Here is a 14,092-nt window from a genome sequence, read left to right on the forward strand (position 1 = left end):
ATGTGATACTCTATCCTTCGGCTCCTGCCGTCAGCAGGATTTCCGTTATTTCGTTGTAACCCCGCTCACTGGCATAATACAATGCCGTATGCTGGAGATTGTCCGCAAGGTTCACGTTCGCCCCATGCTCCACAAGGAGTGAGACAAATTCGTTGTTCCCTTCTCTGGCGGCAAGGATTAGGGGCGTTTCCCCGTTCCCGTTCTGCGCATCTGCCTGTGCGTGGGCTGCTATCAGGTCGTTGCCGATAAACTTGTTCCCGGACCATGCGGCAAAATGTAGCGAGCTGTTTCCGTCCAATTGGGCCTTGTTTACATCAGCTCCGGCACCGATCAGAAGCCTGGCAACGGCAAGGTTTCCTTTCATGCAGGCGATGATTAACGGGGTTTCCCCTACGTCGTTCGCCGTATCTATCATGTCGGGGTATGCAGAAAGTAGCGAGCGGACGATTTCCGACTGGCCGTTGAAAGCCGCCTGATGAAGCGGTGTGTTGCCATGTGTATCGGTCGTGCTTTCTACGGACAGACGTTCCACCACTGTACGCAATCCTTGTGCAGTGGCGTAGTCTATCGCCTTGTGCCCCGTGTTGTCGGCTATTTCCGTGTCCGCTCCCTGTTCTATCAGGAACAGGGCGGCGTCTGTACGCCTGTTGTCAAGCAGACGGATCAACGGGGTACGGCCATCGCTGTCCGTTGCATCAATGTCCGCTCCGTATTGTAACAGTTTCCCGATTATCTCCTTGTTCCCGCTCCGGGAAGCGGCGTGCAAGGGTGTTTCCGACAGGTTGTTGGCGATGGTCGCATCCGCCTCGCTGTCAAGCAGCAGGTTCACGATGTCCCTGTAACCTTTCAGACAAGCGTAATGCAGCGGCGTATTGCCCTCGGCGTCCCGCTTGTTCACGTCGATGCCGCCTTTCTTCAGGAATATCAGCACGATGCCTTTCTGTCCGTTCCGGCAGGCATTCAAAAAAGTCATGTTGTTGTCCATACGATTCTCAGCTGTATTTCAATAAAAATTTCACAAGGGATTCGTCGTTCTTCTTCGCCGCAATGTCCAGGGCTGTCAGCCCCTCATTGTTCACGGCGTTCACGTCCGGGGTACCGAAGTCCATCACGAGGGCGGCGGCTTCCTTCGAGCCTCTCATCGAGCTGGCTGCGATGTAATGCAGCAGGGTATTGCCCCATTTGTCCCTGGCGTTGATGTCCGCTCCGGCTTCAAGCAGTATTTCAAGTGTCTCTGCATCCTGTTCCGTGCAGGAACGCCCGTCGTATGGATATGACCTCGGCATGGCCGCGAAACGCGGTATGTTGCCGTCCCAGTACCGTCCCCCGTAGAGATTCATCGCAGGGGTCTGTCCCTGCATGTTGGCGGCATTTACATCCGCCCCGTTCTCCACAAGATAACGTACAGCCCAGATACCCGTATCATATCCTGCCCCGCGGCAGGCAACGGACAGGGCCGTGTTCCCCTCTTTGTCGGCAGGGCTTTCCGGGTCCCATCCACATTCCGTCAGGCATTGAAGGAAATGCAGACATTCTTCCTTGTCCTCGTGCTCGTGTCCTCTGTTGCTCATCCATACGGCAAAGGCCGTCCGTTCTTCAGCATCCCCGAAATTCGGGTCGGCACCACCTCTGAGCAGCATTTCCGCTGCGGTGAAGTTCTCCCATGCAAGGGCGCAACCCAACGGGGATTTGCCCTTGAAGTCGGTCATGTTTTTATCCTCGCAGATGCTTTGGGTATCTACTCCGGAACGCAACAGGGCATCCAGGGCTGTCATGTCATTGTGCCATAATGCCTGGAAGATGTCCAGCCCTCCGGCGAGGGCGGCCAGACCGTCCGTTTCGGGGTCCTGTCCCGACAGCAATGCCCCGATTTTACGCGCACCGCTTTCCACGGCTATGTCAAAGGCGGTTTTCCCGATGCTGTCCTTTTCTTCAGGGTCTATCTGTCCGCTTTCCAGAATGAGCTTTGCGGTGTGGCAGCACTGTCTGTCCGATTCCCGCAGGTTTTCCAGTTCGGCATACGCTTCCTGCTTGGATTTGTCCGAGTACCACCGCTGGGAAAAATCTGCTATCCGTCCTTCCGTGCGCCTGATATCGTCCGCAATAAGTCCGGCAGACAAGCAGATGACGTGCAGCACGTTTCTGCCGCTCCTGTCTGTAGAATCAATGCGGTTCCCCGTCGTCAGAAGGGCATCGGCCATCTGGAAATTGCGGTTGCGCACGGCTTCGATGAGGGCGGTCGTGTCTTTGCCGGAACGGGGCACTCTCGCCCCTTTGGACAGGAGCAGGCCGGCAATGTCGGCATCGTCCGGTCGGGGACCGCGCCGCGCCATGACGCACAGCGGCGTGTCGCCGTCATCGTTTTTCACATTGGGGTCCGCGCCCCTGTCCAGCAGGATACCTACGGCTGTCATGTCTGCAAAATGGCAGGCCGTATGCAGAGGGGTATTGTTCTTGCGGCTTTCGTCCAGGCTGTCAAGCGGGACATCCTGGTATGCTTCGTATAATTCGGAAGGTTCCGAATCATGGGAAGTGTGCAGATTGTAGATTTCTTTATTGGTCATCATTGTTGCATGAAGTATTGATTAACGTTTCAATATGTTTGTATTTCCCGCCCAGCCGGAAGGAAATGGCCTTAAGTTCTCCGTACAGATGCTGTTTGCAAGCGGCTTCCGCCTTGAGTCGCAGAATCCGGATGTATGCCAGATGTTCCGGAGTCCCCTGCGGCATGGGACAGCAGGGAGATTCTTCATCATGCAGGTAACGGAGAAACGCTTCGGGGAGTCTCTCCGTGCCGTGGTCGGCATTCATGGGCACAAGGCGTTCGGCTTCACAAAGCAGCCTATGGCACTCATCGTACCATCCCACCATGAAACAGCAGAGGGCTTTGTTGTACAGTAGCCTGAAATCCTTGACCGGAAGACGGTCAAAGCATACATAGGCGGAAGAAAAAGCTTTGTTGCTTAGGAATGAAACTCCTGCAGCGAACAGCTTGTCCGCATCTTCTTTAGGTATGCCTGGGGTATTTGCAAACTGTGTCATATCAGAAAGTTTATTGGAATTTATAAATGACTTTTATTAAGTAGCCATGCTGCCTGCCACATTTTGTTGATTTAATGATCTAAGATTAAATACTGTATTGTATTATTTTTCCATATAAAGCTGAAGCTATAATCCAAATCATATGTGGTGAAGGTGATTTCCCAACTATTGTTGTATTTCTCGGATAATTTGATTTCTTCAGGATAGAATCTGTTTTGCCACGAGGCATATATTTCTTCCTTATGTGCCAACCGGCTTTCATCAGGCAAGCGGCTTCCCACTCGCTCATTCACTGATTTCCAGTTTTCCATCAACACCTGTAAATCTAATATCTGCCGGGGTAATGGAGCCGAAGTGTCTCCATCCAGCCAAATCACTGTTTCAGCCGAATATGATGGCAACTGTAATGTACACCACCAGCCGCATCGCTCGTTCGGCCACCAATCGCAAACTTTGGAATGAAAAACTCCCAAGCCTTTTATCGCATATTCTCTTTTTCTTCCCAATAAAGCAATTGCCAGCTTCTTGATATGATTCATTGTTCTTGTTTTAAGTGTTATTTGAGAATGAGTTTTATGGTTTGAAAAGGAACACCGGTTGGGGCTACCTTTCCTTGCAGCCGATGAACTTGCTTTTGTATATGGCATACTCTACCGTATAAACAGCCAGTTTCACGCCTAAGAACATGCCAACAAGCAATATATATGCTACAAAACAAAAATGATTATACAGGAGGTCTGTCAAGAATATAGGTATCAGCAGGGCCGTGATTGTAGCGTTCTGAAACCATTTCTGTACTTTCAATAACAGGTCAATGTACAAGTGATTCTCTATGTAGCTGAACCCCCATCTGTAATTATGTCGTTTCAGGTAAGACAACGAGAACCATAGTCCTGTAAGTGAAGCGATAAGGGCTACATACCACCATGCATCCATGTATGGGAACATGCTTTTTAAGAATGTCAGCAGAACAATGCCAATGATGCTGCATTCATAGACTATTCTTACTTTTGTTGTATTATTCATATATATATTGTTTGTAGAAACGCCATTGGGTTGAAGCACCTCCGCATACGAAGTATTTCTGTATCTTCCGGCGTGATTTTACGAAAATTTGATTTTCATGCCAGAGCCTCGATGTAGCTGTTCTTGACAGCAGCCATCATAAAAGGCATTTTGATATATCCGTTCGCTCATACGATTCCTCCTGCAATCGGAATAGTGCCGGTACTTCGCTTTCGGGTCTTCCGGTATTCGACACATTCTGACCGACCTGCCCGGAACACACAGCAGGCCATTCCCGGATGCTCTATCCGGATGTAATACGCATCATGTTTTTCTTCCATGTACAGAAGGATGCTTCCTCTTTGTTTCTGAATCTTATCCATGTTGCCGAAACTAAATTCATATGCGCAAATATAGCAAAAGGATTGCAAAAACAAACTGACCGGTCTGTTTTATTGTGTTAAAACTTATAAGAAGGATGATTTACGGATATGGTTTTTACCGGAAATCTGCTTTCAGACCTTCAGTAAAGAGCAAAGGAAATGAAGCCTCTTTGTGTAAATCGCCTGATATTCAGCATTGAAATCTACCGACACCCTACGTGCCGTTGATGCCTTCTCAACATACGGCTTAAATCTTTCAACTGTACATTCCTTTCGTATATTCCGAAATCCGATTCCCTGCAATACTTTGAAAGGAGCATTGTAAGATGCTGTCTTTCTGCTGCCAACTACTGAATTCTCTGTTATACAATTCTCAGCCAATGGCGATGCGTTATGATGAAATAAATCAATATGACCCAAAGAGGATAAATCACCCAGGACATGATGCAGGAGAACCTTTGACTGCCAAACAGCAATGGCTTTTCCCGCATTATTTCAATTCCCCTTTTCTTTTTGATGTAATGCCTGCTCATGAAATGATACATGATGCAATAGATTAGGATGAAGAAAATAAACGGCAAATCATAATCGAAGTTATCTTTGACCAATGGATAAATCAACACTATTGCAGGTAAAAATAATAGTCCGCAAAATAGCATCACAGTTCTTTCATGCGGGTTTTCCAACCGAAATTTGTCCCGGTTGAATATGAAGAATTGATAATACATTGCATCGAAGAAGAATTTTATCAGTCTGATTGCTTTCATGCTTGCTTTACATTATGGAAAAAAAAACGATATATTATCGTCAGGGCGGTCAGGATGATGTGTGCCCAAAGGCAGACCGTATTATATCTCATCCGATATAAAGCAGATATGCCTATACCGACAACTGCCCAACAGACGATTATCCAACAGGAAACGATGTAATTGCAGGAGGATTCGTAAATCCATCCGAAGCCTTCGCCTATGGGATAGAGTTCCGTATGCCTCGTGAACTGCAAGTAATTACTGATGCCTGCCCATAGCATCTACAGGCAGCATAACGCCCATATCGTCCTTGCTATCTTTTGCCAATGAATCATTTGTCCCAATTTATAATATCCGGCAACTAATCACTATTGGGGTGATTAAGCCGTTTGCTGCCGGCATACAGTTTCATAGCATAAGAAATAATCATTACCACCGTAAGATAAGTCATGATGATTGCACCAACAATCCAACAAAAGTAGAAGTTGTTTTCATCAGACGGTATCATATTCTCCGGCAGTACCCCTGTGCGTTCATATTCCGCTTCGTAGGTGCCAAGTGTCGGCAGTGCGCTAAACCATAATAGGCTCCAAAGGTTAAAAACAGCTTGCAGCAGAAGAGCGGACAACCGACACAACGTATTGCGTATCGCTATATCATACAATATATAAATGGGACAAATGCCAATTAGTGCCATCATGCTTGTCAAAGGTCTGCGGTCGTCATGGACAATCCATTCCCCCTCTTGCATTTCTATTGCATAATATTCAAAGTATAGAATGACAGCGAAAAGCAAGAAGTATATCGTGAACTTTATAGCATTGGCTTTTCTCATTGAATTTGTATTTCAAGTTGGCAATCCTAATCCACCGTCTAAAATTACGGAAAATAATGGAGAGACTGACCATACGGCCGGATTTTTTTATGAATTATCCATACCGATTGGTTAAATACCCGCAAATGAATAGGTAGATTCCATAAATTACAATAGACAATCCCATATAGACAAATGCCCGATGAGGGAATATATCCAGATGATTGCTCCATAGCAGCACAGGCATTATCACCGGGAGTGCTATCAGGAATTTTCTTCGGGTAAGCCGTAGGATGAACATGCCCGCCAGCAAAGTCAAGAACAGGATGACAATGCTGAACCGGAAGAGGATGCCTATCGAAACGTCCATGTGCGCAATCGGTTTGCATACATTGATTTGATTGAGGCATACGCAATATGCCGCACAGCAGATTATATTCAATATGACAGGGACAAGTATTTTCATGTCATTCAATACCGTACAGCTTCTTTTTGGCGCAGACAAAAGAATTCCAATCCTGGAAAAGTTCTTTGATGCGGTTCACATATTTGTTGCCTTTCTTGTAGTCCCAATCCCAATGTACCCAAACCGTGTGGTATTTCTGGTTCGTGTCCACCGAATAGTGGTGCGTTTCCATTAAAATGTCGTCAATGTGGTTCCTGAAATCTTGGATGTTGTCCCAAGTGGAGAACACCGGGTCGTATTCCTCGCCCTCCTTGAAATTCTTCGTCATATACTTTGTTTCTTTATAATAGGTGCGGGATATGGATTCGTATTTCTCCAAAGTGTCCAGCGGCAATGTCTCAATGTCGTATTTCTCCACCACCTTGCGCAACTCGCAGGTGTCGCACGGAGCATTGCTTACTACAAAGGCTTCGTGTTTCATGCCATCGTTCAGTCTTGTGAGAATCGGATAAAACTCCGTCGGTTTGTCAGGATTGTACCCGCAAGCCAGCCATTTCCACATCAGCAACCCTGCTGCGAGGATGGTCAGGATAAGTATGGTTCGCTTTTTCATGGGCAACTTGGGTTTAGCATACATATCAACTTATTTATCAGTCTTTGATTGTAAGATATGCCATAAGCCCCAACGGTATTCCGTCTTGCTGTGGCTCTGGTAGCAATTATCTTCATCTAAATAAATATCCAACTTCCAAAAGTCCAAATCCTCTTTGCGGATGACATCGCCGTAGTTATCTATGAAAACAGCCACCTCGTCCTCCTCTTTCCAACTCCAAAGGTAGGGCAACCTGTAGCGGACAGTATGATTTTCGATATACAGTTTCTCCAAATCCCCATCTGCCGTGCAAACTATTTTTCCCAAATACTTGCTCTCTTGTGGAGTATGGAAGATAATGGTCGGATGAAGCTCACGATATAGCCACCCCGACAGCACAAGGGCAGCTATAACGGCTATTGTCTTTACCAATCCTTTATGTTGTTTCAATCGGATAGTCATATTCTCCATTTTGGTTGCCAATGATTCAGCAGGAAACAGTTCGACCTTATCCTGCGTTATGGGTTATGTTTCAGTCTGATATAAGCGTTATCTCGCCATCGCCTCATGCGCTACTTAGCAGCAGGTAGAAAGTCGCGAACTGGACTATCAGAGAAACGACATAGATGCCGTAATAGAGCAGATACTTTTTCTCTTTGTCAAACTTGGCGAAATACTTCTTGTATTTGTCGTTCTTGAACAGGAATATACGATTGGCATAATACAAGAACAGCACGATGATTGCGAAACACAAAATACAGAGGAAGATGTTCCCAACAATCATATTCAAAACGCTCAATAATTCCACCCTGAAAATCTTGATGCAGGCAAGGCAGACAAGACAGAGCATCCAAAAGCTGATGATGCATGGGGTGTTAGTCGACCAAATTATGATAGAACCATTGATGCCTTTATGCATTTCGGCTGCTTCTTGTTTCTGAGCCATCGAAATGCCCCGTTTTATATAGCGGTTGTCCCATTTCGAGAGGCTTAGCCAATAGAAAGGGTTTAGCATCCTCTCGAAAATGAAAAACAGCAGCTTATAAGTGCAGTAATAATTTATATTGTAATATTTCTCCAATAACTTTAGCATGATTTTGATGGCTAAGCGGGTTGGTGAAGAATAGCATTCAACTATTGTAAGTTACTTAATTTACTTAATGACTTCAATGTCTTGAATAGGTATATAACCAAAAGGAGCATTGAAAATAGAATTTACTCTGCACCAACCATTTGTTAATGCACTTATGACAACAGGCATTCCAAATCGGACTGCTACGCCATCTTCACCTTTGGTAGTTTTTTCTCCATTAGGTAAAGAATAAACGTGGGTGCTGCATAGTATGGCATTATCTCCAACTTGTGGCGTAAAGTTCGTCCTTTTAGCATTTTGGGGACTCTGTAACATTATATCATATTGTGTTTCTATGCATTTAGTAGATGGGAATAAGTATGCTTCAAAACAATCCTTACATTCATTCTCTTTAGGAAAATGCTCGATATGAAAACCAGAAGCGTCAGCATACAATTTTCCGTGAGTTTCATCGCCTTTATTATATACTCCATATATTAATCGCCCATCGGAATTATAATATGCAATACTATGCAAGTCACCTCCGTCAGCCCATCGCTTAAATATTTTTCTTATTTTATTATCTCTATCGAAATACATAGTGAACAATATATTGGCATTCTTTATTTGACCATCATCTAAAATTTTATACGAATGAACTTGATTAAAATCCATATATTCATCACTTATCACTTCTCCCAGACTATCCAAAGGAACAAGGTATGCAATCCACAAAGACATCTCGTTTATTGCATCAATCTCTGCTTGAATAGTTTCCTTATAGTTTTGTGCAAAAGTATAAGGTGAAAGCAAGAATAAAATATGAAGTATTATTATCATTCTCATATTGCAACTTATGGTTAGAAAGGAGCATCGTCAGATGCTATCTTTCGTTGTTAGATATTTATTGTCCTTTCCCACTTGGGAGCATGGAACAAAAGTTGCCTTTATAATTTGATTATTACAGTTAAATGGCACATAATCCACCTTGCTATCAATACTTAACGTATCACTTAGCTGCTTCAAATGGGAATGCTCATTTCGCAACAAGACTTCCGCTTTTGAAAAGTCCACAGAACTGTATATCGGATAGAAACCGGAAAAACAAGTGGACGTTATGTAAGCAATTTGACTTTCATAATCAAAGAATAAGAAGCGATTTCCGTCTGCCACATTATCATACACGGCAAAGCAATCAAACTTTCTTACTCCATTGATTGTATAGCTTTGCATAAAGTCAATACTGCTATCATCTACCGCTTCTAACTCAAAAACAACACGCTTTTTACCTTGTTGATTAAAACACAGCCTATATAGAATTTCAAATTCTGTTTCTTCTGTTTCTATATAAAGGGTATCTTGTTCAGTCAAAGAACTATACTTGGCTGGATTTTGTTCCACATAGCCGTTTTTCGCTATAACACAGCAAAGTGGGAAAAGGAGCAAACTATATAATACAAATATTCTCATGTCTTTATACTAATGGTTAGAAAGGAGCATCGTCAGATGCTATCTTTCGTCGTTACCGGTATTTTTTCTTAATGTCTTACGAATAAAGTTATCTAATTCTTTGGACTTATAGAATTTCCATGATGAATATGCAATCATATTACCTTCTGGATTTTGAGATACACTCCAGTAATTCATACATTCTTTATCTACATAATTCTTAATTGTAATGACTTCTTCCGGCGATAAGCTGCTTAATTGAACAAAATATTCGCCGGAATAATCTTTGTTGATAACTGACGTACTATCAACAAACTTGTTCATGTGTGCGATACAAGCATAAAGGGCATATCCTTTTGCTTCTTCAAGCCGTTCTCTATATACAGGCTTTTGCGTTGTACAACTTGCGGTTACATAAAGTATGCACACCATTGTTATGAATTGTAGACGCTTCATATCTATAACTTTAGTCGTTATCGGTAATGGGATGCAGCTTGCCGCCGTTATAGGCGGCACAGGTGCATGTTAGTCGCATATTTAACTTTCCCAAGTAATATCTAATATTTTTCCTTTATTGTCTGTATGTACTACGACTATTTCATCGGAATTTTCACTATCAATCATGTAATCCCAAACAGCATAGTGATTATCGCCGGGATAAAAACTAATTCTCTCCACCCTCTGTAGCAACAAGGATAGAAACTGTTCTTCCCTTGTTTTTGTGGAATCAGCATTTGGCAATAAATCATCAACATTATCACCCCATTCGTCAAGATGCCAACGGACATATTCATTCGTTGTGCCACCATCTTCATAATCCTTTAATATGGATTTATCTATTTCTGTCTTGTATTTAAGAAGGTTGGAAAGATAGCCTTCCAGTTCTGCCGACCAATCCTTGGGGTTGCCTTCATAATTGCAGAAGTCCAAATCCAATTCGGCATCCTTGTTACAAATCATTACATGACCTTCAAAATAGTCTTCTTCCTTATTATCTACTTCACCGAAATAAGTAATGTTCTTCTTGCTCATATTCTTTCATTTTTAAGTCAATTAATTGCGACTAATGGTTCAGCAGGGAACGGCTTGTCCGTTATCCTGCTTCGTTAACATCATATTTTATTCTCAGTCCAGTGTACCATATCAATACACCATAATAACAAGGTCTTTTTGCGCTTCAACGGCTTCATCGAAAATGAAATTCAAGTCGTCCATTTCCTGCTCGTAATCATAATCTCCGATACCGTTACCCTCTTGTAGTGAGGTGTATTCCGTCCGCTTGCTCTCCAAGTCTGAAACGGGTATGCTGATGATATAGGGAAAATCACTGCTCAATGGAATAGGGATGAATGTACTTTGGCTATCCAATTGCCAAAGGTTTTCCGCACAGTAGATTTGCGTTCCATAATGGTTGCAAATCTTTTCATATACATACCCGTACATGAAAGCAATTTCGGGATAACGGATTTCTCCGTTCACTATATCTGCCAACGCTGCATAAGCATCTTTATCCGTGTTCAGACTATCGCTGAAATAATCGTTCAGAGTGTCAAGTTCCTGCTTCAACGCAACCTTTAATTGGTTTATAAGCTGATTATCACAAGTTCCATAAACAGACTTTACCTTATCGGCTTCTGTCAAATATGCACAAACAGAGTAACTCATACCTTTTCTTCATTTAATATTATCATTCCAGTGTACCATGTCGTATGGATAGTAGGGCAACCCTTTCAGGCTGCTATCATCCAGCCCCAAGACCTTGACCAATGCACCGCTTTCAAAACACCAATAACCGTCATGGTTGATACCATATTTATGGTCGTCATGCCAAGATAAATCAGAATGTCCTCGATACCATTCTTTTTTGAGGTATTTTTCCAATCGTTTCACCGCTTCTGCTTTGTCTTGTTCAGCCAACTCTGTAACAGTGATAGCAATTCGATAGGGTGACGGATATAATACTTGGTTTGTTGTCCTTTCCCAATCAGGAAATCTGTATCTAATCAATGTATCATAAATATAGTCTTTAGCTTCTCTGTCTTTTATCAGTTGCACCAGACCATGTATAAGGTCGTCTTCGTAATCCAACATAATGCCTATTGACAGAAGCCACAACATTTCAATATAAAATCCGTTGTCCGTCCAAAATCTCGGCATTGTTTTGAGGGCTTTCACATAATTGTTTTTCAGCTTATCAATATCCTGTCCCATAGAATACTGTACTAATAAATAACGAAGCCTATAATTGAACAAAGAATCGTAACCTATATGTTTTCCTGAAAGATGCATTTGTTCATAATAACTAATATCTTCATCATACATTTTCAGTTGCTTCAAATACTGTTCTTCTGTAAAAAGTTTATCTCTTGTTTCCATTATGGTACACTGCTTTTTGATGTTAATGGGATGCAGCTTGCTGCCGTTAGGCGGCACAGGTGCTTGTTATCGTCATATTATACAGGTTTCATCATTATTTCAGGAATATTCCACATAGCTTTTGAATTATTCCAATCATGTTTGTATTCAATTATTTCGGGATAATTCTTTTGGCAGATTTCTGAAATAAATTGTTTGAGAATATCTTCACTGACAATAGGCTCAAATCGCCAAAACAACATAAAAGCTATACCTTTATCACATAATGGATGCCTTAAAATATGAAAGACTGTATCTATATTTCCAAGAATGGGAAGATTACAAGCTATACCATATAAATCCATAGTTGATGAACAAGAATTTATCTGCTTATACAGATATTCGCCAAACCAAGACTTCACGTCTTGTTCATCATAAATACTATATGGTTCTTCTCCTTTAACGTCTTTATACATAAAATTGGGAATAACAAAAATATCCTTTTTGTCGTTTGCCGGATTGTAATGTATATCTGTTTTAAGATAAAATCCATTAGTATAGTTGATGATGATAATCTTTATAAGGTGGAACACAGTGATGTCCTCTTTTATTGGGGTTTCATTCCACCTATAAACAGTAAAGTCTTGCGGTTGTGCCTGCCAAAAAATCATTAAAGCAGTGGCTTCGCTACATATAGCTTGCTTCACAATCCATTCTAATATTGGCATGTGAATATCCCAATTCACAACACTTGCGAGGTAGTGTAGTTCGTCAGGTTGTGTTAATACAGACAACTTGCTTAAGTCAATATTTGGATTTTCAACAATGTTGTTGTCTATATATTGTTGTATTTCATCTTTCATATTTTATGCATATTGACGATAATGGCTTGGAAAGGAACACCCGTTCAGGGGTTATCTTCCTTTGTTTCCAATGAATTTGCTTTTATATATGGCGTACTCTACAGTGTAAGTAGCCAGCTTCACACCTAAGAACATGCCTACAAGCAATATATATGCTACAAAACAAAAATGATTATACATGAGGTCTGTTAAGAAGACAGGTATCAATAGGGCTATGATTGTAGCGTTCTGAAACCATTTCTGTACTTTCAATAACAGGTCAATGTATAAGTGATTTTCTATGTAGCTGAAACCCCATTTATAATTATGACGTTTCAGATAAGACAACGAGAACCATAGCCCTACAAGTGAAGCGATAATAGCTACTTGCCACCATGCCCCCATGTATGGGAACATACTTTTTAAGAATGTCAGCAAAACAATGCCTATTATGCTACATTCATATACAATTCTTACTTTTGTTGTATTATTCATATATGTACGCTATTTGTTGGTAATGGTTTGGCGGGAAACACCGTTAGGTGTTATCACGCTTTGTTAGCTACCTCTTTTGTATTTTCCAATTCTTCAATAGTTCTCAAACACATTCCTTTAATGCTTTTGTTTGAGGATTTCTGATAGACTAAACGCAAACTGTTTAGAATATCCATTCGTTGATTTTCTGTCATAGTACCACCAAAGAAAAGATTGTCACCATTAGCAACTCTGGTGCAATACCTTCTTATCCCCAATGTAATGTGACTTATAGTAAGTCGATCTCTTTTCTTTGACATTACATTACAGAATATGTCCCATACATCATTATCCCCCATATATCCCATTATAGAACCTGACATTTGACGGACTATCGCACTTGAATGATGTGCATATTGTTTTGCAATCTCATAAGCTCGTTGCTTAAATTCAACACAAGAGGATTCTTTTGCAAAATCTTTGTCATAACAGGCGTGATCTATATATCTTTCACACACCATAAGCAATATTAGTAAATACTCCCAAAGTAACTTTTCTTCGGTTTCTTGATGTAAAACCCGAATTAACTTTTCTCGGTTATCCGGAGATAAAAACCACGTTTGCGCACTTAATGTGTCACATGTCTTTCCGAACAACTCGCTACGAGATGCCATAGATATAAATTTTACACATTTCTTTCGTTGCACTACACTTTCAGATTGTAATTCTTCCAGTGCGACATCCAATGTTTCTTTGGTGTACTTATACTTTCTCATTTTAATTCAAATTTGTATGGTTGCTAATGGTTAGAAAGGAGCATCGTCAGATGCTATCTTTCGTTGTTAGATACTAAATTTATGGTTTCAAGGACATTGCCCGATATAATATTTTGAACACCACTGAATATAT

General features: G+C 41.8%; 22 protein-coding genes. 1 reads left to right on the forward strand and 21 read right to left on the reverse strand.

The annotated features are described in order from the left end of the window. Positions 1-10 precede the first annotated feature (10 nt). From H6A27_RS06225 to H6A27_RS06255, 7 genes are all read right to left on the reverse strand, one after another. Complete coding sequence (locus H6A27_RS06225) at positions 11-985, reverse strand: ankyrin repeat domain-containing protein (protein ID WP_072544695.1); 975 nt, start codon at positions 983-985, stop codon at positions 11-13. Between the two features lie 7 nt (positions 986-992). Next, positions 993-2,567 carry an ankyrin repeat domain-containing protein gene (locus H6A27_RS06230; protein WP_083535624.1) on the reverse strand — a complete coding sequence of 525 codons (1,575 nt, stop codon included), beginning with the start codon at positions 2,565-2,567 and terminating at the stop codon, positions 993-995. After that, positions 2,554-3,042, reverse strand: coding sequence for a hypothetical protein (locus H6A27_RS06235; RefSeq protein ID WP_204508038.1), 489 nt, complete (start codon positions 3,040-3,042; stop codon positions 2,554-2,556). The genes H6A27_RS06230 and H6A27_RS06235 overlap by 14 nt, the downstream gene beginning before the upstream one ends. Before the next feature lie 71 nt (positions 3,043-3,113). Next, positions 3,114-3,581, reverse strand: a complete 468-nt coding sequence (locus H6A27_RS06240) for a hypothetical protein (protein ID WP_204508039.1) — start codon at positions 3,579-3,581, stop codon at positions 3,114-3,116. A gap of 64 nt (positions 3,582-3,645) precedes the next feature. Further along, positions 3,646-4,068, reverse strand: a complete 423-nt coding sequence (locus tag H6A27_RS06245) for a hypothetical protein (RefSeq protein ID WP_013616505.1) — start codon at positions 4,066-4,068, stop codon at positions 3,646-3,648. A 167-nt stretch (positions 4,069-4,235) separates the two neighbouring features. Further along, positions 4,236-4,430 (reverse strand): hypothetical protein, encoded by a 195-nt coding sequence (locus H6A27_RS06250; RefSeq protein WP_144005170.1) that lies wholly within the window; start codon positions 4,428-4,430, stop codon positions 4,236-4,238. Positions 4,431-4,562: 132 nt separating this feature from the next. Then, positions 4,563-4,811, reverse strand: a complete 249-nt coding sequence (locus tag H6A27_RS06255; protein WP_204508040.1) for a hypothetical protein — start codon at positions 4,809-4,811, stop codon at positions 4,563-4,565. Here H6A27_RS06255 and H6A27_RS06260 point away from each other — a divergent pair. Further along, positions 4,811-4,990 carry a hypothetical protein gene (locus H6A27_RS06260; RefSeq protein ID WP_204508041.1) on the forward strand — a complete coding sequence of 60 codons (180 nt, stop codon included), beginning with the start codon at positions 4,811-4,813 and terminating at the stop codon, positions 4,988-4,990. The genes H6A27_RS06255 and H6A27_RS06260 overlap by 1 nt on opposite strands. A 550-nt stretch (positions 4,991-5,540) precedes the next feature. Here H6A27_RS06260 and H6A27_RS06265 read toward each other — a convergent pair. The 14 genes from H6A27_RS06265 to H6A27_RS06330 all read right to left on the reverse strand — a co-directional run bounded on the left by H6A27_RS06265 (position 5,541) and on the right by H6A27_RS06330 (position 13,959). Further along, a complete protein-coding gene (locus tag H6A27_RS06265; RefSeq protein WP_204508042.1) occupies positions 5,541-6,014 on the reverse strand; it encodes a hypothetical protein in 474 nt (157 codons plus the stop codon). A gap of 94 nt (positions 6,015-6,108) precedes the next feature. After that, positions 6,109-6,363, reverse strand: coding sequence for a hypothetical protein (locus H6A27_RS06270; protein WP_204508043.1), 255 nt, complete (start codon positions 6,361-6,363; stop codon positions 6,109-6,111). Positions 6,364-6,460: 97 nt separating this feature from the next. Further along, complete coding sequence (locus tag H6A27_RS06275) at positions 6,461-7,012, reverse strand: hypothetical protein (protein ID WP_087339512.1); 552 nt, start codon at positions 7,010-7,012, stop codon at positions 6,461-6,463. A 30-nt stretch (positions 7,013-7,042) separates the two neighbouring features. Continuing rightward, entirely contained in the window at positions 7,043-7,453 is a 411-nt protein-coding gene (locus H6A27_RS06280) for a hypothetical protein (RefSeq protein WP_087339514.1), read from the reverse strand. A gap of 103 nt (positions 7,454-7,556) precedes the next feature. Beyond that, entirely contained in the window at positions 7,557-8,084 is a 528-nt protein-coding gene (locus H6A27_RS06285; RefSeq protein ID WP_204508044.1) for a hypothetical protein, read from the reverse strand. A 60-nt stretch (positions 8,085-8,144) separates the two neighbouring features. Beyond that, positions 8,145-8,909: a hypothetical protein gene (locus tag H6A27_RS06290; RefSeq protein WP_239469587.1), complete on the reverse strand. Its 765-nt coding sequence runs from the start codon at positions 8,907-8,909 to the stop codon at positions 8,145-8,147. Positions 8,910-8,939: 30 nt separating this feature from the next. Continuing rightward, positions 8,940-9,533: a hypothetical protein gene (locus H6A27_RS06295; protein ID WP_087339420.1), complete on the reverse strand. Its 594-nt coding sequence runs from the start codon at positions 9,531-9,533 to the stop codon at positions 8,940-8,942. Positions 9,534-9,572: 39 nt separating this feature from the next. Next, positions 9,573-9,968 (reverse strand): hypothetical protein, encoded by a 396-nt coding sequence (locus H6A27_RS06300; protein WP_204483277.1) that lies wholly within the window; start codon positions 9,966-9,968, stop codon positions 9,573-9,575. 81 nt (positions 9,969-10,049) lie between these two features. Beyond that, a complete protein-coding gene (locus tag H6A27_RS06305; protein WP_013619113.1) occupies positions 10,050-10,544 on the reverse strand; it encodes a DUF2004 domain-containing protein in 495 nt (164 codons plus the stop codon). Positions 10,545-10,655: 111 nt separating this feature from the next. Continuing rightward, positions 10,656-11,177 (reverse strand): DUF7691 family protein, encoded by a 522-nt coding sequence (locus H6A27_RS06310; RefSeq protein ID WP_007480238.1) that lies wholly within the window; start codon positions 11,175-11,177, stop codon positions 10,656-10,658. Between the two features lie 9 nt (positions 11,178-11,186). Further along, the gene (locus H6A27_RS06315) at positions 11,187-11,888 is read right to left on the reverse strand and encodes a PoNe immunity protein domain-containing protein (protein WP_007480240.1); all 702 of its coding nucleotides are present in this window, start codon (positions 11,886-11,888) and stop codon (positions 11,187-11,189) included. A 77-nt stretch (positions 11,889-11,965) separates the two neighbouring features. Continuing rightward, a complete protein-coding gene (locus tag H6A27_RS06320; protein ID WP_204508045.1) occupies positions 11,966-12,730 on the reverse strand; it encodes a DUF4274 domain-containing protein in 765 nt (254 codons plus the stop codon). Positions 12,731-12,781: 51 nt separating this feature from the next. Then, a complete protein-coding gene (locus H6A27_RS06325; protein WP_071150637.1) occupies positions 12,782-13,204 on the reverse strand; it encodes a hypothetical protein in 423 nt (140 codons plus the stop codon). A 53-nt stretch (positions 13,205-13,257) separates the two neighbouring features. Further along, entirely contained in the window at positions 13,258-13,959 is a 702-nt protein-coding gene (locus H6A27_RS06330; protein ID WP_204508046.1) for a hypothetical protein, read from the reverse strand. Positions 13,960-14,092: the final 133 nt, after the last annotated feature.

It is taken from the genome of Bacteroides caecigallinarum (assembly GCF_016902295.1).
Taxonomy (GTDB): Bacteria; Bacteroidota; Bacteroidia; order Bacteroidales; family Bacteroidaceae; genus Phocaeicola; species Phocaeicola caecigallinarum_A.